This window comes from Microtetraspora niveoalba (genome assembly GCF_001570405.1).
GTDB lineage: Bacteria > Actinomycetota > Actinomycetes > Streptosporangiales > Streptosporangiaceae > Microtetraspora > Microtetraspora niveoalba.
Map to the genome: position 1 here is coordinate 89557 of NZ_BBYM01000002.1, position 18351 is coordinate 107907.

The 18351-nt window shown below is 73.7% G+C and carries 14 protein-coding genes; 6 read left to right on the forward strand and 8 right to left on the reverse strand.

Annotated features, from left to right (window positions below):
* Window positions 1-49 precede the first annotated feature (49 nt).
* Entirely contained in the window at window positions 50-742 is a 693-nt protein-coding gene (locus AWQ70_RS00410) for an ankyrin repeat domain-containing protein (protein WP_157529820.1), read from the reverse strand.
* A 217-nt stretch (window positions 743-959) separates the two neighbouring features.
* On the opposite strand from AWQ70_RS00410, the gene AWQ70_RS00415 reads away from it, so the two are divergent.
* Window positions 960-2879 (forward strand): endonuclease/exonuclease/phosphatase family protein, encoded by a 1920-nt coding sequence (locus tag AWQ70_RS00415; protein ID WP_067168596.1) that lies wholly within the window; start codon window positions 960-962, stop codon window positions 2877-2879.
* Window positions 2880-2967: 88 nt separating this feature from the next.
* Here the strand turns inward: AWQ70_RS00415 and AWQ70_RS00420 are convergent, their stop codons facing one another.
* The 3 genes from AWQ70_RS00420 to AWQ70_RS00430 all read right to left on the reverse strand — a co-directional run bounded on the left by AWQ70_RS00420 (window position 2968) and on the right by AWQ70_RS00430 (window position 6937).
* Window positions 2968-5553, reverse strand: a complete 2586-nt coding sequence (locus AWQ70_RS00420; protein ID WP_067168981.1) for an ABC transporter permease — start codon at window positions 5551-5553, stop codon at window positions 2968-2970.
* Window positions 5553-6275: an ABC transporter ATP-binding protein gene (locus tag AWQ70_RS00425; RefSeq protein WP_067168597.1), complete on the reverse strand. Its 723-nt coding sequence runs from the start codon at window positions 6273-6275 to the stop codon at window positions 5553-5555. Before AWQ70_RS00425 ends, AWQ70_RS00420 begins: the two co-directional genes overlap by 1 nt.
* 254 nt (window positions 6276-6529) lie before the next feature.
* Window positions 6530-6937: a four-helix bundle copper-binding protein gene (locus AWQ70_RS00430; protein ID WP_067168599.1), complete on the reverse strand. Its 408-nt coding sequence runs from the start codon at window positions 6935-6937 to the stop codon at window positions 6530-6532.
* Between the two features lie 216 nt (window positions 6938-7153).
* On the opposite strand from AWQ70_RS00430, the gene AWQ70_RS37145 reads away from it, so the two are divergent.
* The gene (locus AWQ70_RS37145; RefSeq protein WP_084516385.1) at window positions 7154-7921 is read left to right on the forward strand and encodes a ZIP family metal transporter; all 768 of its coding nucleotides are present in this window, start codon (window positions 7154-7156) and stop codon (window positions 7919-7921) included.
* A 49-nt stretch (window positions 7922-7970) separates the two neighbouring features.
* On the opposite strand, the gene manA is transcribed toward AWQ70_RS37145, so the two are convergent.
* From manA to AWQ70_RS00455, 4 genes are read right to left on the reverse strand one after another with little or no spacing between them, the layout of a single operon-like run.
* Window positions 7971-9167 (reverse strand): mannose-6-phosphate isomerase, class I, encoded by a 1197-nt coding sequence (gene manA / locus AWQ70_RS00440; protein WP_084516386.1) that lies wholly within the window; start codon window positions 9165-9167, stop codon window positions 7971-7973.
* Window positions 9164-9547, reverse strand: a complete 384-nt coding sequence (locus tag AWQ70_RS00445) for an endo-beta-N-acetylglucosaminidase (RefSeq protein ID WP_067168601.1) — start codon at window positions 9545-9547, stop codon at window positions 9164-9166. Before AWQ70_RS00445 ends, manA begins: the two co-directional genes overlap by 4 nt.
* Window positions 9548-9573: 26 nt before the next feature.
* Window positions 9574-10806 carry a glycoside hydrolase 5 family protein gene (locus AWQ70_RS00450; protein WP_067168603.1) on the reverse strand — a complete coding sequence of 411 codons (1233 nt, stop codon included), beginning with the start codon at window positions 10804-10806 and terminating at the stop codon, window positions 9574-9576.
* 46 nt (window positions 10807-10852) lie between these two features.
* A complete protein-coding gene (locus tag AWQ70_RS00455) occupies window positions 10853-11884 on the reverse strand; it encodes a LacI family DNA-binding transcriptional regulator (RefSeq protein WP_067168988.1) in 1032 nt (343 codons plus the stop codon).
* 103 nt (window positions 11885-11987) lie between these two features.
* Here AWQ70_RS00455 and AWQ70_RS00460 point away from each other — a divergent pair, with 103 nt between their 5' ends.
* Genes AWQ70_RS00460 through AWQ70_RS00475 form a run of 4 tightly spaced genes read left to right on the forward strand, consistent with a single transcriptional unit; the run spans window position 11988 to window position 18093 of the window.
* Window positions 11988-13268: an ABC transporter substrate-binding protein gene (locus AWQ70_RS00460; RefSeq protein ID WP_067168605.1), complete on the forward strand. Its 1281-nt coding sequence runs from the start codon at window positions 11988-11990 to the stop codon at window positions 13266-13268.
* Window positions 13268-14140: a carbohydrate ABC transporter permease gene (locus tag AWQ70_RS00465; protein WP_067168607.1), complete on the forward strand. Its 873-nt coding sequence runs from the start codon at window positions 13268-13270 to the stop codon at window positions 14138-14140. Before AWQ70_RS00460 ends, AWQ70_RS00465 begins: the two co-directional genes overlap by 1 nt.
* Before the next feature lies 1 nt (window position 14141).
* Window positions 14142-15008, forward strand: coding sequence for a carbohydrate ABC transporter permease (locus tag AWQ70_RS00470; RefSeq protein ID WP_067168609.1), 867 nt, complete (start codon window positions 14142-14144; stop codon window positions 15006-15008).
* A 37-nt stretch (window positions 15009-15045) separates the two neighbouring features.
* Window positions 15046-18093, forward strand: coding sequence for an alpha-mannosidase (locus AWQ70_RS00475; RefSeq protein ID WP_067168611.1), 3048 nt, complete (start codon window positions 15046-15048; stop codon window positions 18091-18093).
* Window positions 18094-18351 lie beyond the last annotated feature (258 nt).

The window sequence follows — 18351 nt, forward strand, 5'->3', positions numbered from 1 at the left end:
GCCGTGCCGGACGGGGGTGACCACGGCGGTGGTCGTCGGCGGCGACGCGTCAGTGCGCCCCGGCGGCGCGGAGCAGCCCGGCGACCGCCGTCTGCCCCTTGGCGACGGCGTGGGCGAGCGGGGTGACGCCGTCCCGGTCGGCGAGGTCGACGTCGGCGCCCGCGGCGATGAGCAGCCGGACGATCTCCTGGTGGCGGGGGCCGCCGTCGCCGAGGATGACGGCCTCCAGCAGGCCGGTCCAGCCGAGGTCGTTGACGTGGTCGACGTCGATGCCGGTCTTCAGCACCTCGCGGACGTAGTCCACGTGCCCGCGCTCGCAGGCGGGGATGAGCGACACGCCTCCGTAGCGGTTGCGCACGGTCAGGTCGGGCCCCGCCGGGAGGAGGACCCTGAGCATCGCGACGCTTCCGGTGACGCCGGTGACCAGCCAGGGCGTGTCCCGATCGGAGTCCTGGGCGTTCGGGTCCGCGCCCGCCGCGACCAGCACCTCCGCCGCCTCGACGTGGTCGGCCGCCGCGGCGAGCAGCAGGGCCGTGCGGCGGCGCCCGTCGCGGGCCTCGACGTCCGCCCCTGACGCGAGCGCGTCCCGGACGCCCGCCGCGTCACCGCGCGCGGCGCGGGCCAGCAGTTCCTCGTTCAGCACACCTTCTCCTCTCCTCTCGCGCTCCGCCTGCGGCCGTTGTCCGCCGCAGGCGGCGAGCAGCAGGCCGAGCCCGGAGGCCAGGATCGCTCGGCGCTCCATCCGCACCGCCCTTCCGTGATCTCGCCGTCGAACGCGGAGCCGCCATGGGAGCGGCGGCCGGCACGTCACGCGGTTCTCCGCCCGGGGCCGGCGTTCCGGCCGCCGGATCGAAGCGCCACGGTTTGGTATACCACTATACGCCCACTCCGCGACGGCCCGGGATCACACTTTGAGCACTACTCATGTTTTTCGGGGGCACCGCTCCTAGCCTTGGGACATGCGCCCCCCGCGGTTCCTCCTCATCGCGTTGATCGCCGCCCCCGCGTTCGAGACGCTGAGATTCGCCTTCCCGAGCCTCGCCCACCTCGCCGACACCGCCGGATACGTCCCGCTGGCCGGTGTGATCGCCGCCCTCGCCCTCGCCCCGCTGCTCGTCCTGCCGCTCAGGCGGCTGGCCGGACCGGCGGTCGTGCTGCTCACCGGTGCCGGGGCGCTGGTCGCCGTACGACTCGCCGTCCTCGTGCACGGCCCCGCCGTCCCCCTCGGGGTGGCCGCCGGAGCGGTCGCCCTCTTCACCACGGCCTGCCTGCTGTCCGCGGCGCCTCCGGCGGCTCTGCCGTACGGCCTGCAGGCCGGGGCGGCCGTCGATCTGGTGGTGCGGCTCTGCTTCACCACCTGGGATCCGATCGGGCAGCGCTCGCTTCCCGCGCTCCTGTTCTCCGGCGCCGTGCCGCTCGTCCTCGCGCTCGCCGCGGCGCGGCTCGCCCGTCCCGTCCCCGGCACCGCGGAGCCCGGTGACGCCGCCGCTCGCGACCGCACCGTCGCGGTCGCGGGCGCCGCGACGCGCGGCCTGATCGCCGTCGGCCCGTGGTTCGCCCTCCATCTCGTGATCCTCACCAATCCGGCGGCGCTGGCCGCCGCCGCAGGGCTGCCGCTGCGGAGCGCGGGCCTGCTCCTGCTGGCGGCGCAGGCGACCACCCTCCTGGCGATGCGCGCCGCCCGCGCCCTGCCCTCCGGGACGCCGAGGGCGATCACGGCGGGAGCGTCCCTGCTCGGCCTCCCCGCCGTGAGCTGGGCGCTCACCGGCCCGGACGGCGCGGTCGGCCCGGTCGTCGTTCCCCTGGTCGTCCTGGGCGGCTGGCTGGCGGGAATCGCGCTCGCCCTGGCCGTGCGCCCCGGCGGCGCGGGCTCCGGGACACTCACCGCCTGGGTGGGGCTCCTGGCCCTCGTCGTGGTCGTCTTCGGCTACCAGATGTCCTACCTCGTCCCCCTCGGCCTGCCCGGATCCGCGTTCGCCGCCCTGGCGGCAGCCGTACCGGCCCTGACGGCTCTCGCCGGGGTGCGCGAGCGCGGCGGGTCTCGGCCGGCGTCGTGGGCGGCGCTGCGGGCGGCGTCGTGGCCGCCGCTCGGCCTGGTCCTTCTCGCGGCGCCGGTGCTGCTGCTCGCCATGCCCGCGGACAGGACGCTGTCCGGCACGGGTGAGCCGGTCCCGGCGGGCGGCCTGCGCGTGATCTCCTACAACATCCACGAGGGGACCGCCCCCTCCGGCCGCCTCGACCCCGAGGCGATCGCCGCCACCCTGGAGCGGCTCGCCGACGGGCCGAGCGTCATCCTGCTCCAGGAGGTCGGCCGCGGATGGCCGACCTCGGGCACCACCGACCTCGCGACCTGGCTCGCGGAACGGCTCGGCATGCGGATGGCGTACACGCGGGCCGCGGAGAACGCCTTCGGGCTGGCGGTGCTCACCGACGTCCCGGTCGTCGACGTGCGCGGCGCGCGGCTGCCCCACCACCCCGACGCTCTTCAGGATCGCGCCGTGCTCCAGATCAGCGTCCGCGCCGCGAACCGGACGTACACGCTCGCCGGCACGCACCTCAGCCACGAGAGCTCCGTCGCGCGGCTCCGTGAGATCGACGGCCTGCTCGCCCGCGTACGGGACACCACCCTTGTCGTGGGCGACCTCAACGCGGCGCCCGGCAGCCCGGAGATCGCCCGGCTCACGGGAGGGGGACTCGGGGACGCCGGGGACGCGGGCCCGGCGACCTTCCCCGAGACCGGCGAGCGCATCGACTGGATCCTCACGGGCCGGGCGGTGGAGCTCGTGCCGGGAAGTCATCGCGTCGCCGAGTCGGTCGCCTCCGACCACCTGCCGATCTCCGTCGTGATCCGCACCGGGGACGCCCCGCCGTCCCGCTGATGTCGTCACTCGGGTGGGCCGTGCGCTCCCGGGAGCCGTGTCCTCCGCGGGAGCGCGCGGCTCCGCCGTACGAGCCGTGAGCCGTGGGTCAGCCGCGGATCCGCTCGGCCGGGCGGCCCGCGAGGGCGGCGCGGGCGGGGAGCAGGGTCCCGGCGAGCGCCAGTCCCAGCGTGACGGCCACCATCACGGCCAGGGCGGCCGGCCGTACGTGCGGGACCGCGGATCCGGTGAGCCCGTAGCTGATCGCCGCCAGCGTCGGCGCCGCGATCGCCGTACCGGCGGCCAGCGCGACGCCGCCGACGAGCAGCGCCTCCCAGCGGATCATGCCGAGCACCTGGCGCCGGGTGCCGCCGACCAGTCGCAGCAGCGCGAGCTCCCGCACCCGGCCGGCGGTCGCCATGATCAGCGTGTTGGTCACCGAGATGGCGATGAACACGATGATCAGGCCGAGCGCGATGAGGTTGACCCAGTCGTTCACCTCCTGCGCCGCGTCCCGCGCAGCGAGGACGCCGTCGCGGTCCAGCACCGCCAGCCCGGGGCTCAGCCCGGCGAGACGGCCGGCCGCCGCCCCGTCCGCCACGACGAGGAGCCGGTCGGCCATGCCGGAGGCGGTGTGGGCGCGCACCAGGTCGTACGGCAGGGCGACGTCGCCGAAGCCGAGGCCCCGGCCGTAGACGGCCACCACCGTCGGCGTGATCGGCGTGCCGTCGCCGAGGCGCAGCCGCACCCTGTCGCCGACCGACGCGCCGAAGGATCCGGCGGCGAGCGTGCTCAGGGCCACCGTCTCCCCGGCGGCGCCGCGCAGCCGGTCCAGCGAGCCGGACCGGACGTCCAGGTCCAGCCCGTGGGCCGGGACGGTCAGCCCGAGCGCGCCGTACGGGCGCAGCGCGCGGTCGCCCAGCTCCTCGAGGTCGCCGACCACCCGGGTGTCGATCACCTCGGTCACCCCGGCGACCCCCGGGAGCGTCCGCGCGGCGCGGGCGACGCCGGCCGGCACCCCCGGCCCGGCCGACGTCACCACGTAGCCGGCCCGCGTGCCGTCGGCGGCCTGCCGCGCGCTCGCGTGCCCGACGGTCGACTGGGTGAAGATGGTGGTGCCGGCGAACGCGAGCATCAGGGTGAGCGGGCTGACCACGGCGGCCAGCCTCCTGGCCCCGGTGCGGGTGTTCGCGACCGCGAGGTAGCCGCCCACCCGCGACGCCCGGCCGAGCGCCCCGCCCACCAGCGCGACGGCGATCCGGACGAGCCACGGCCCCAGCAGGGCGGCGGCCACGGCGAGGAGGATCACGATGCCGCCCGCGCTCATCGCCGCCGTCTCGCCCGCCACGAACATCGACAGGACGCACACGGACACCCCCAGGGCCAGGAAGACCAGCCCGGTGACCACCCGGGCGCGGCCCAGCGCGCGCGGCTCGGCCGCCGCCTCGCCCAGCGCCTCGGTCGGCCGGATCCGGGTGGCCCGCCGTACGGCGCCTCTGGCCGAAAGCCATGCCGTGGCCGTCCCCAGCGCCACCGCGGCCAGCATCGGCGCCGGCCCGGCGGCGAGCGGGAAGACATCCGGGATCATCCCCTTGGAGACGAGCTCGCCGAACATCCACCGGCCGGTCAGGACCCCCGCCGGCACACCGGCGACGCTCGCCGCCACACCGATCAGCAGGGCCTCCTTGCCGATCATCGACCGGATCTGGGCGGGGGCGGCGCCGACCGCCCGCAGCAGCGCGATCTCCCGCCCGCGCTGGCGCAGGGCGAGCCCGAACGTGCCGGCGACCACGAAGGCCGCCACCATGACGGCGATGCCGCCGAGGCTGCCGCTGAGCGCGATGAGCGTCTCCCTGGCCGCCGAGGTCCCCGGGTTCTCGGCGAGCCCGCGCTCGTCGCCCGTGTACGCGACCGGACCCGCGGCGGCGGGCGCGCCGTCCTTCAGCCGCACGGAGACGCGCGCCGCCGTGCCCTCCGACGTACCGAGCGCCGTCTCGATCCTGTCCTTCAGGCGCGCGGGGTCGCCGGACCCGAACACCCCGAACGCGGACACGCGGCCCGGACGGCCGAACAGCTCGGCGGCCCGCGGCGCCGTGAAGAAGACCGCCGGCTGCCGGGCGAGGCCGGGAGCGGCGATCCCGGCCACCGTGTAGGCGCGCACGCCGTCCCGGCCCAGCACGCGCGCCTTCGCGCCGACCTTCAGCCGGGCCGTCCCGGCCAGGGCGGCGTCGAGGACGATCTCGCCGGGCGAGGCGGGCGCGCGCCCCGCCCGCAGCGTGTACGGCGTGAGCCGCGCGGACTCCCACGCGTGGCCGAGGGCGCGACCGTGGACGGCCCGGCCCTGGCCGTCCAGCACCCCGACGGGGAAGGTCAGGTCGGGCACGACGTCGCGGACCCCGGGCACCTTCCGGATCTCGCCGGCCAGCGAGGCCGGGATCGTCGTGGGCTCCTCAAGAGGAACGCTCTCGGTCACCTCGACCGGGCCGTCCTCCTTCTTGGCGATCGAGGTCTGCTGCGGGCCGGCCAGCACGACGGGGGCGGCGGCGTACCTCTCGGGCGGCACCTGGGCGCGCAGGCCGCTCTCCATGAGCATCCCGCACGCGGTGATCAGGACGGCGGTGAACAGCAGGGCGAGGAAGGAGCCGGCGAGCGACGGCACGCGGCCGCGCACGGTGGCGAAGGCGAGGCCGAGCATCACACGGCCGCCGTCGACCGGCCGAGCGCGGACATGCGCCGCGCGATGGTGTCGGCCGTGGCGGAGCGGACGGTGTCCACGATGACGCCCCCGGCGAGGAACAGCACCTCGTCGGCGTAGGCGGCGGCCACCGGGTCGTGCGTCACCATCACCACGGTCTGGCCGGTGGCGTCCACCACCTGGCGCAGCAGGGCGAGGACCTCGCCGGCGGTCGTGGTGTCGAGGGCGCCGGTCGGCTCGTCGGCGAAGACCACCTCGGGCCTGGTCACCAGCGCGCGGGCGATGGCCACCCGCTGCTGCTGGCCTCCCGAGAGCTGGGACGGCCGGTGCGCGACGCGGTCGTCGAGGCCGACGCGCCTGACGACCTCCTCCAGCCAGGCCCGGTCCGCGCGCCCGCCGGCCAGCCGGAGCGGCAGCGTGATGTTGTCCGCGACGCTGAGCGAGGGGATCAGGTTGAACGCCTGGAAGACGAAGCCCGCCTTCTCCCGCCGCAGCTCGGTCAGGCGGGTCTCGTCCATCCGCGACAGCTCCGCCTCACCCAGGTGGACGGTGCCCGACGTCGGCGTGTCCAGCCCGGCCGCGCAGTGCAGGAACGTGCTCTTGCCCGACCCGGAGGGGCCCATCACGGCGGTGAACCCGCCTCTGGGCAGCCCGACCGTCACCCCGCGCAGGGCGTGCACCTCGTGCGCTCCCCGCGTGTACGTCTTCGTCACCGCATTCATGCGAATGACAGGTGATGCCACCTGGATCCCCCGCTTAGTCCCGATTGCCGATTGTCCGGACAACCGTATTGACCGGCGGGTTTCCGCGGGAGAAGGCGTTCCACCCTCTCGGTGGTAGGGCTGCCCCTACTTTCCGGCGCCCTGCTTTCCGATGCCCTGACCTTCCCGCGCCCTGCTTTCCGGCGCCCTTCCCGCGCCCCGGCCGGCGGGCGGGCAGGGCGGCGCGGTGCGTCGCGGGGCCGCGCGCGGCCGCGCTATCCGTGCAGTGCTTCGAGAATCCGCCCGCACATGTCGGCGCAGCGGCGTGTGGCCTCCGCGCACATCCGGCAGTGCGCGTGGTGGGCGGCGTGCCGGCTGCAGAGCTCGTGGCTGCGCTCGCACGCCAGCAGGCTGGCTTCCATCTGCGCGCTGATCAGGCTGTTGTCGGGGCCGCTGCCCCGGGTCAGGACCCGGCGCGTCGTCCCGACGACGTCCGCGCAGTCCAGGTCCCGGCTGATCGCCGACGCCATGTCCAGGGCGTCCTGTTCGCCCAGCATGCCCATCGCGCAGGCGGTCACCACTTCCTCGCATTCCTGGAGGGTGTCCACCGCGTCGGCCAGCAGGTCGCTGCTCAGCCCGGCCTTGGCGGTCATCGTGTCGAACAGTTCGCGAGTGTGAGCCATGATCTCTCCCCGTCGAGACGTCGCCTCCCTTCCACGCTAGCCCCGCCGCCGGCGTACGGGAGCGACCGGGACCTGGGGCGACGCCGCTTCCGGTGCGCTTCGGTAGACGAACCGACGATGACGCCACGTCCGGGTGACCTGCCCGGCCGGTGCGATAGTGGATGGAGGGCGTTCTTCTCACAGCGGACGCGCGAGTCTCCCTCGCGGGGAGGGAACATGCTCTCCGTTCTCCACGGCGAGACGCACGCCGGCAGCCCGGTCGCCACGTGGCCGCTGCCCTCGGTCGAGACGCTCGCGGCCGTGTCGCTCATCGCCGTCGCGACGGTCGCGGGCGCCTGGCTGGCCCGGCGCGGTTCCGGCCGGTCCGCGCTGCCGCTCGCCGCAGCTTCGGGTGTCCTGCTCGTCATCGCCGCCCTGGATCTGCTGCCCGACGCCTGGGCGGAGGCGCGGGAGGCCGGTGTGCCGCCGTGGGCCGTACCGGCGACCGTGCTCGTCTCCTGGTGCGTGATGGACGCGGTGGTGCGCGTCGGCTGCCCCTGTGAGCCGAGCCGCGCCGGCGGCATCGGCACGGCGGCCGGTCTCGCGCTGCACCGCTTCCTGGAGGGGGCGACCCTGGCGCTGACCGCCTCGATCGTCGTGGTCGCCGCGCTGTTCGTCCATGCGGCGGGCGAGGGCCTCGCGCTCGCCGCGTTGCTGGGGGCGCGTCCGCGCCGGCGTCTGGCCCCGTGGATCGCCCTGGCCTGCGTGAGCCCGGTCGCGGGCGGCTTCGTCATGAACGCGCTGCCCGTCCCGGCGGCTCTCATGCCGTTGCTGCTGGCCTTCGTCGCCGCTGTGCTCGCCCAGGGCGCCTGGGTCGCACTCAAGGTCGCCCGCCGGAGGGCGTCGCACGAGGGGCGGCGGCTCAGATCGCCGATGGCCCTGGCCATGGCCTCGGCCGCGCTGGTCACCGCGCTCGTCGTCCTCATCGGATCCGCCTCCCACTGACCTGTCGGCAGCTGTACGTGTCGTGCTCGGTTCGCGGGCGTGTTCCCGCTCACGGGGTGGTCGCCTGGAAGACCTCGCCGTGGCCGGAGACGGTCACCGTGCGGACCTCGGCCGGAGCGAACGCCGCCGTCCCCGGGGTCAGGTCCAGCCGCTCCGCGCCGTCCGCCAGCGTGACCCGGCCGGACACGCAGAGCAGGACGCGCGCGCCCGGCGCGGTCAGCTCCGCCTCGGGGACCCGGTCTCCCACGACCGCTCGGGTCAGCGCGAACTCGCGTACGGGCGGCGCCCATCCGACCACTCCGGGCGAGACCGGAGTCCCCTCCATGACGGGGTTCTCCAGCGGTTCGAAGCGCAGCACCCGCAGCAGCTCGGGGACGTCCACCCGCTTGCGGGTCAGCCCGCCCCGCAGCACGTTGTCGCCGGCGGCCATCACCTCGACGCCCACCCCGCGCAGGTACGCGTGCGGATTGCCCGCGGGCATCCAGACCGCCTGGGCGGGCGCGAGCCGTACGTGGTTGAGCAGGAGCGACACGACCACGCCGGCGTCGCCCGGGTGGAGCCGGGCCAGCCGCGCGGCGACCTCGTAGGCCGGATCGGCGCCGCCGAGCCCGGCGCAGGCGGCGGCCACCTCTCCCACGAGATCGGCGCGGGCCCGCGCGGGCAGCGTCAACGCCAGCGTCACCGCCTCGCGCAGCGCCCGGGCCGGTTCGGGCCCGCCCAGCCGGTCGACGAGGGGACGCAGGCCGGGCACGCCGAGCCGGGCGAGGGAGCCCGCCGCCTCCCCCGGCGGGCGGAAGCCGCAGAGCGCCTCGAACTCCGTGACGGCGACGAGCAGCTCGGGCTTGTGGTTCCCGTCGCGATAGTTGCGCTCCTCAGGAGGGAGCCCGGCCGCCTCCTCCGCCGCGTAGGCGGTGCGCGCGTGCGCCGCGTCCGGGTGCGCCTGCAGCGACAGCGGCTCCTCCGCGGCCAGCAGCTTCATCAGGTACGGCAGGCGCGGCCCGAACTCGTCGGCGACCGCCGCCCCCAGGACACGCCGGGGGTCGGCGGCGACGACGTCGGGCAGCGGGCGGCCTCCCAGGTGGGACGGCGCGCCCGGGTGCGTGCCCAGCCACAGCTCGGCCTCGGGAACGGGTGTCGGCACGGGGCGGCCCTGGAGCGAGGCGATCGCGCTGCGGGAGCCCCAGGCGTAGGAGCGGACGGTTCCGGTGAGCCGCCGCAGGCCCGTCACCGGGGGGTGCGCTCTCACCGCGGGACACACCGGCCGGTCGAGGTACGCGGCGAGCCGGTCTTCTTGACGAAGTCGCGGACCCAGCCGATCTGCCCGCCGTACGCGGTGGGCGGGAAGAAGACGGTGCCGTAGACCTTGACGCCGTTGCGGTGCGCAGCGTCGATCACCGTGGCGTTGGGCGCGAGGATCAGGCCCTCGCCGGCCGAGCCGCCCCAGAAGACCAGCGTGTCGACGTACTGCCAGTAGGTGAAGGCGTAGTAGTTCGCGTCCGGGGACCCCTGGGAGGGGTTGCCCGAGGTGGGGGCGAACGACACGAGCGAGGCGACGCGGCCCTCGCCGGCACGGGCGTTCGTGTTCGCCTTCAGCGCGGGGTCGGAGGCGCGGGGCCGGAGTCGCATCCGGATCTCTTCCTTTCGCCCCGGGCTCATGCCGGGGTCAGGACGGTGTCGATCCCCCGAGCGCTGAGATGGCCGGCGTCGGTCGCGCGGCCGGCGGTGACGATGGCGAGCGGGCCGGCCTGGCGCAGCCGGACCCACTCCGAGTGGAAGGCGCTGCCCGGCGCGACCTCGGCCCGGCGCTCCGGCTCGGTCCGCAGGTCCACGTCGCACAGCAGGGCGGCCCTGGCCCCGGCGGCGGGCCGCCCGCCGGTACGGCGGAGCTCCCGGACGACGGCCGCCAGCTCCGCCGCGGCGGGCTTGGCCCGGTGGCCGACCGTGAACAGGCCGAGGTCGTACTCCCTGTCGGGGAAGTCGGCCATGGCGCGGTCGAGGTCGTGGGAACACCACCAGGTGACGCCCCACAGCGCGGGGTTGGCGGTGACCGCGTCGAGCGTCCGGCGGACGAACGCGGGCGCGTCCGCCTCCGGGACGTCGGGGCGCGGCGCGCCGACCTCCTGCAGCCAGACGGGGCGGGCCGGGTCGAGCGAGGTGGCGGCGGCCAGCTCCACGAGGTAGTCGGCGTGGGTGAGGGTGGCGGGGCCGAGCGGCCCGTCGAGCGCCGAGACGCCGTTGAACACCCACGAGTGGACGGTCGTGAGGTCGCCGAGGTCCACGCTGTCCACCGGGTGGAACGGGTGGCCGGGGTCGTACCAGCTCGCGTCGTAGAGCGAGTGCAGCGCCAGCAGGCGCGGCGCGGCGGCGCGGACGACGTCGATCAGCTCGGCCGCCCAGCGGGTGGACGCCTCCGGCGTGGTGGGGTTGGCCGGGTAGAGGTTGTCGACCTCGTTCCCGAGGGTCACCGCGAACACGTTGTCGCGGCCGGCGACGGCCCGGGTGAGCCGGTCGGCGTACGCGGCGACGCCGTCGCGGACCTCGGGGTCGGTGAAGAGGCTGCGCCGGTGCCAGGTGAGCACCCAGGACGGCAGGAAGTCGAAGCTCGACAGGTGCCCCTGGAGCAGGTCCACGGCCACGGACAGGCCGAACTCGGCGGCGACGTCGATCACGTCGAGCAGGGCGTCGATCCCCCGCTGCCTGATCAGCGTCCGGTTGGGCTGGATCCACGGCCAGATCGGGAACACCCGGACGTGGTCGAGCCCGATGCCGGCGAGGTCCTCGAAGTCCCGGCGTACGGCGTGGGGCGAGAGGTCGAGCCAGCTGTGGAACCAGCCCGCCGAAGGCACGTAGTTGGCGCCGAAGCGGATGGGGTGGGGCAGGGGCACGCGTCCTCCGAGAGGTGAGTCGATCTCCCGGGGACCCTAAACCGTTTTAGTCAGCCTGCCAAGACCCGGGCGGCGCGGTGCTCTCCCTGACGATGAGCCGAGGGGTCTCGGTCTTCAGCTCCCGCCGCCGCCCGGGGTCGGCGACGACCTCCAGCATGACCTCGGCCAGCTTGCGCCCGTACGCGAAGGTGTCGCGGGAGAGCGCGGTGATGGAGGGGTGCGCGATCCGGGTCAGGACCGAGTCGTCGAAGGCCACGACGGACAGCTCGTCCGGCACCCGCACGCCCATCTCGCCCGCCACGCCGAGCCCGGCGAGCGCCATCACGTCGCTGTCGTAGACGATCGCGGTCGGCCGCAGGCGGCGCGACAGCAGGGCCCTGGTCGCGGCCGCGCCCTCGGCGTCGCTGAAGTCCGTGGTCAGCGACACCGCGTCCACGAGCCCGAGGCGGCGGCTGGAGTCGCGCAGCGCCCTCATGCGCCGCTGGGTGTGCCGGAACTCGGGCAGGCCGGCGACGTGCGCGACCCGCCGGTGGCCGAGCGCGGCGAGATAGTCGACGACCGACAACATCGCCTCGCGGTCGTCGGCCCAGACGCTGGACAGCGAACCGTGGCGGCCGGGGCCTCCGAGCACCACGGCGGGCACCCCGAGCTCCTCGAGCACCTCGACGCGCGGGTCCCGGACCTTGAGGTCGACCATGATGAACCCGTCCACCCGATGGGCGGAGGCCCAGTCGCGGTACACCTCCATCTCGGCCTCGGCGTCCTCGACGATCATCAGGTGCATCGCCACCGACTGCGCGGAGAGCCCGGCCTGCAACCCCGAGAGGAGCTGCGCGAAGAAGGGCTCGACGCCGAGCGTGCTCGCCGGCCTGGCGATCACCAGGCCGACCGCCTCGGCGCGCGCCCCGCCCAGGGCCCTGGCCGCGCTGTGCGGGCGCCAGTTCATCTCCTTGGCCACCTGCAGGATGCGGGCCCGCGTCGCCTCGGCGACCCCGGGACGCCCGTTGAGCGCGAACGACACCGCGCCCTTGGACACGCCGACCCGCTCCGCGATGTCGGCGATCGTCGGTCGACCCACGACCGGCTCCTTCACAAATCGATCTCACCTATTGACACGGGAGTCTAGCCCGTGGATAGTCCGGCAACTATAGCGGTTTAGTTCACCCCCCAAGGAGATGTCCATGCGAAGGTACTGGGCAGGTCTTGCCCTGGCCGCCACGACGGCGGTCGCGGGTTGCGGTCTGGGAGAGGCGGATCAGGGGTCGGCGGCGGCGCCGAGCGCGAACCTCGCGGGCGAGGTGAAGGGCAGGGTCAGCCTGCAGACGTGGGCGCTGAAGCCCAAGTTCACCGACTACATGCAGGGCGTGATCAGCGCGTTCGAGAAGAAGTACCCCGGGGTGAAGGTCGAGTGGCTGGACCAGCCCGGCGACGGCTACTCCGACAAGGTGCTGAGCCAGGCCGCGAGCGGCACCCTGCCCGACGTGACCAACCTCCCGCCCGACTTCGCGCTTCCGCTGGTGAAGCAGGGCATGCTGCTCGACGTCTCGCAGGCCGACCCGAAACTCTCCGACGAGTACGTCGCCGGAGGGCTGGACGCCTACACGTACGCCGGGTTCCAGGGCGTCTACGGCTACCCGTGGTACCTCAACACGGACGTCAACTACTGGAACTCCGAGCTGATGACGAAGTACGGCCTGGACCCGAAGAAGCCGCCGGCCACCTTCGACGAGCTCGTCGCCCAGGCCAGGACCCTCAAGGGGAAGTCCGGCGGCAAGGTCTACCTGATGAGCCGCAGGCCCGAGCTCGGCGACCTGGCCGAGGCGGGCATCCCGCTGATGTCCGACGACGGCGCGAAGTTCACGTTCAACACGCCGGAGGCCGCCGCGCTGCTCGACAAGTACCGCGACGCGTTCAAGGAGGGCCTGCTGCCGCGCGACGTGCTGACCGACACGTACTCGGGCAACGCCCAGCTCTTCAACGAGGGCACGGCCGCCTGGACCACCGGAGGCGGCAACTACATCACCAGCCTGGCGACCGACAACCCCACGCTGGCGCCCAAGGTGGTGCCGTCCAAGGACATGGGCGTCCCGCCGCTGTACGTGCAGGGCCTGTCGGTGTCCAAGCGGACCAAGAACGCGCCGGCCGCGATCGCGCTCGCCCGCTGGGTGACCAGCGCCGAGAACCAGGCGGCCTTCGCCCACCTGGTGAGCATCTTCCCGAGCACCAAGGCGTCCGCGAACGACCCGTACTTCAGCAAGAGCGACGGCACCAACGCCGGCGACGCCAAGGTGATCGCGTTCGCCTCGCTCGCGGAGGCCAAGATGCTCCAGCCGGTCGTCGTGACCGACGCGATGAGCAAGTTCGTCCGGCAGCAGTTCGCGCTCGCGATCAGCGGTGACATCTCGTCCAAGCAGGCGCTCGACGCCGCCGTGGCCAAGTGCGACGAGCTGCTCAAGAACTGATGACCCATCGCCGCTGGTTCACGCCCTGGCTGCTGGTGGCGCCCGCCGCGCTCTGGTTGTGCGTGTTCAACATCTGGCCCTCGATCAACACGGTGGTCCTGGCGTTCACGAACGCCAAGCCGCTGGGCGGCGGGCGCTTCACCGGCCTGGAGAACTTCACTCGGGCGCTGGACGACGACCAGCTCGCCGACGCGCTGCTCAACAGCGTCGTGTTCATGCTGGTCTGCCTGCCGCTGCTCGTCATGCTGCCGCTGCTGCTGGCGATCCTGGTGGAGAAGAAGCTGCCCGGCATCATGTTCTTCCGTACCGCCTTCTACACCCCGGTGGTGGCCTCCGCCGTGGTGGTGGCGCTGATCTGGGGCTGGGTGCTGGACGACCGGGGCCTGATCAACGGCTTCGCCCAGTGGCTCGGCGTCGTCGCCGAACCGGTGCCGTTCCTCACCGACCGCTGGCTGCTGCTGTTCAGCGCGATCAGCCTGACGATCTGGAAGGGGCTCGGCTACTACATGATCATCTATCTGTCGGCGCTGGGGAACGTCCGCCGGGAGCTGCACGAGGCCGCGGCGGTGGACGGCGCCGGCCCGGTGCGCCGATTCTGGAGCGTGACCGTTCCCGGCGTGCGCAACACCATGCTGCTCGTCTCCGTGCTGGTCGCCGTGTCCGCGCTGCGGGTGTTCTCCGAGCTGTACGTGCTGTCCAACGGCACCGGCGGACCGGGCGGGCGGGACATGTCCGTGGTGATGCTCATCCAGCTCTACAGCCGCGGTTTCACCGGCCACCTCGGCTACGCGTCGGCGCTCAGCATCGTGCTGCTCGTCATCACGATCGGTCCGATGCTCCTGCTGCTGCGGCTCGACAGGAAGGCGGCCTGACGTGGCGGCGCACGCCAAGGCCGGGCGGCCGAGCGGCTTCAACAGGATCGGCGCCGGCGAGAAGGCGCTGCGCTACGCGCTGCTGCTGCTCGTGCTCGCGCTCACCGTCTCGCCGTTCCTGTGGCAGCTCTCCACCTCGCTCAAGAGCCTGGACGAGGACATCTACTCGCGGACGCCGAGCTTCCTGCCCGAGCATCCCACGCTCGCCAACTACGCCGAGGTGGCCCGCACCATCCCCGTCTGGTCGTACGCCGTCAACTCGCTGGTGGTGGCCGTCATCGTGGTGGCCGGGAACGCCGTGGGCGCGACCGTCGCGGGGTATGCCCTCGCCAAGCTGCGGTTCCGGGGCGCGAAGCTGCTCCTCGGGCTGTTCCTGGCGACGCTCGTGCTGCCCGGGGAGGTGACGATCGTGTCCCAGTACGTCACCGTGCGCGGCCTGGGCCTGGCCGACACGCTGCTCGGCGTGGCCCTGCCCGGCGCCATCGGGATGCTCAACGTGCTCCTGATGCGCACCGCGTTCCAGGCGATCCCGCCGGAGATGGACGAGGCCGCCGTCATCGACGGCGCGACGGTCTGGCAGCGCCTGCTCCACATCGGCCTGCCCAACGTGCGGGGAATGCTCAGCGTGATCACGATCTTCGCGTTCATCGGAGCCTGGGACGACTTCCTGTGGCCGTTGATCGTCCTCACCGACCCGGCGAACTACACGCTCACCGTCGGCCTGCAGTACCTCAACGGCACGTTCATCGCCAACCCGCGGCTCATCGCCGCCGGCACGATGATCTCCTTCGTGCCCATCGTGATCGTGTTCGCGGCGCTCCAGCGGTTCTTCTTCCGGGGCGTCGAGGAAGGCGCGATCAAGGGTTGATCGTATCCATGCACCTCCACGCACAAGGAGAGCCCTGATGCACGACGACCGCGACCTGGTCGAAGCCCGGCTCAAGCGCGTCCTCGACGAGCGTGTCCGCCCGGCCGTGTACCCCGAGTCCGTGCCGCTCGACGTCGGCGTCTGGCACGCGCCCGGGGAGCCGGTCCCCGTCGCCGAGGGCCTGGCGGCCGTACCGGAGCCGATCGCGGTCGGCGACCGCTGGGGCGCGCCGTGGGGCACGAGCTGGTTCACCGTCACCGGCACGGTGCCCGCCGCGTGGGCGGGCCGGACGGTGGAGGCGATCCTCGACCTCGGGTTCGACGAGAACATGCCGGGCTTCCAGTGCGAGGGGCTCGTCTACCGCCCGGACGGCACGCCGGTGAAGGGGCTCAACCCGCGCAACCAGTGGGTACGCGTCGGGTCGCCGGCGGAGGGCGGCGAGGAGGTGCGGCTGCACGTCGAGGCCGCCTCCAACCCGGTCATCCTCGACTACCACCCCTTCCTGCCGACGCGACTCGGCGACAGGGAGACCGCCGGGACGGAGCCGCAGTACCGGCTGGCCCGGATGGACCTGGCCGTCTTCGACGAGACGGTGTGGCGGCTCGTGATGGACCTGGAGGTGCTGGGCGAGCTCATGCGGGAGCTTCCGGCCGAGGGCGCCCGCCGCTGGGAGATCCTACGCGCCGTCGGGCGGTCCCTCGACGCCCTCGACCTGCAGGACGTGAACGGCACGGCGGCCGCGGCCCGCGAGCGGCTGGCCGGCGTCCTCTCCTCGCCCGCCGAGCCGTCCGCGCACCGGATCAGCGCCGTCGGCCACGCGCACATCGACTCGGCGTGGCTCTGGCCGCTCCGCGAGACCGTGCGCAAGGTCGCCAGGACCACGTCCAACATGACCGCGCTGCTCGACGACGAGCCCGACTTCGTCTTCGCCATGTCGCAGGCGCAGCAGTGGGCCTGGATCAAGGAGCACCGGCCCGAGGTGTGGACCAAGGTGACCAAGGCGGTGAGCGCCGGGCGGTTCGTCCCGGCCGGCGGCATGTGGGTGGAGTCCGACACCAACATGCCGGGCTCGGAGGCGATGGCCCGGCAGTTCGTGCACGGCAAACGGTTCTTCCTGGAGGAGTTCGGCGTCGAGAACGAGGAGGTGTGGCTGCCCGACACGTTCGGCTTCGCCGCCGGACTCCCCCAGATCATCAAGGCGGCCGGGTCGAGGTGGCTGCTCACCCAGAAGATCTCGTGGAGCCGGACCAACACGTTCCCGCACCACACCTTCCTCTGGGAGGGCATCGACGGCACCCGGATCTTCACCCACTTCCCGCCGGTGGACACGTACAACTGCTCGATGAAGGGCGGTGAGATCGCGCACGCGGCGCGCAACTTCAAGGACAAGGGCGTCGCGCGGCACTCGCTCGCGCCGACGGGATGGGGCGACGGCGGCGGCGGCACCACCCGCGAGATGGTCGCCAAGGCGGCCAGGATGCGCGACCTGGAGGGGTCGGCCACCGTCACGTGGGAGACGCCCGCCGCGTTCTTCGCCAAGGCCGAGGCCGAGTACGCCGACCCGCCGGTCTGGGTCGGCGAGCTCTACCTCGAACTCCACCGGGCCACGCTCACCAGCCAGGCCAAGACCAAGCGGGGCAATCGGCGCAGCGAGTCGCTGCTGCGGGAGGCCGAGCTGTGGTCCGCCACCGCCGCCGTGCGGGCCGGCCACCCCTATCCGTACGAGCGGCTCGACCGGATCTGGAAGACGGTGCTGCTCCACCAGTTCCACGACATCCTGCCCGGCTCGTCGATCGCCTGGGTGCACCGCGAGGCGGAGCGGACGTACGCGGCCGTGGCGGAGGAGCTGGAGGAGATCGTCGAGGCGGCGCAGCGCGCCCTCGCCGGCGCCCCGGGAGCAGGCGCGAGCGGCCCCGGCGCGAGCGGTCGCCGTGAGGGCGCCGTGCTCCTCTTCAACTCCGCGCCGCACACCCGGGAGGGTGTGCCCGCGGGCGGCGCCGCCGTCCCGCTCGGCGGCGGCGCCACCGGTCTGCGCCCGCGCGACGGAGGCGGCCACGTCCTCGACAACGGCCTGCTCAGGGTCGAGATCGACGGGCGCGGCCTCGTCGTGTCCGTGTGCGACCTCGCCTCCGGGCGGGAGGCCGTCGCCCCCGGCCGGGCGGCGAACCTGTTGCAGCTCCACGCCGACTTCCCCAACATGTGGGACGCCTGGGACGTGGACGAGTTCTACCGCAACACGGTCTCCGACCTGGTGGACGCCGACGAGGTGACGCCCGGCGAGGAGCCCGGGTCCGTCCGCGTGAGCCGCTCGTTCGGCCGCTCCACCGTGACCCAGATCCTCAGCCTCGCGCCCGGCGCCAGGCGGCTCGACATCGAGACCGAGGTCGACTGGCACGAGACGGAGAAGTTCCTCAAGCTCGCCTTCCCCCTGGACGTGCGCGCCGAGCGGTACGCCTCGGAGACCCAGTACGGCCACTCCTTCCGCGCGACTCACACCAACACGAGCTGGGAGGCCGCCAAGTTCGAGGCGTGCAACCATCGCTTCGTCCACCTGGAGGAGCCCGGCTGGGGTGTGGCCCTGGTCAACGACTCGACCTACGGCCACGACGTCACCCGCACGGTCCGCGCGTCCGACTCGGGCACCACGACGACGGTCCGGGTCTCCCTGCTGCGCGCGCCGCGCTTCCCCGACCCCGAGACCGACCAGGGCGTCCACCGCTTCCGGCACGCGCTCGTGCCCGGCGCGACGATCGGCGACGCGGTCCGGGAGGGCTACTTCATCAACCTGCCCGCCCGGCGCGTGGGCGGCGGCGCCGAGGTCGCCCCGCTGGTCGCGATCGACGACGACGCGGTCGTCGTGACCGCGGTCAAGCTGGCCGACGACGGGAGCGGCGACGTGGTCGTGCGGTTCCACGAGGCGCACGGGGGCCGGGCCAGGGCGACGCTGACCGCGGGCTTCCCGCTCACCGGCGTCACGGCGACGGACCTGCTGGAGCGGCCCCTCGCGGAGTGGGGGCACGAGGGGAACGAGGTGGCCGTGTCGCTGCGGCCGTTCGAGCTGGTCACGCTGCGGCTGCGCCGCTGACCGCAGGCCCGGGCCGGGAAGTCGCGCGGGGCCCGGCCACGCCCCTTCGGCGGTTATCCGCCGGTCCGGGACGTGGCCGGGCCCCGTTCCGTCGTATGGGGACCGTCTCCGCCCAGGTGTCCGGATCCGGCCGCGGATCCACGACCTGCGTCGTTGACAGCCAAACCAACCAAGCGCATGATTGGGCGCTAACTAGAACACGTTCCACCCCAGCAGGTCCCGTACGCCAGTTGCCGTCAGGCCGTTGTCTTCCGCGAA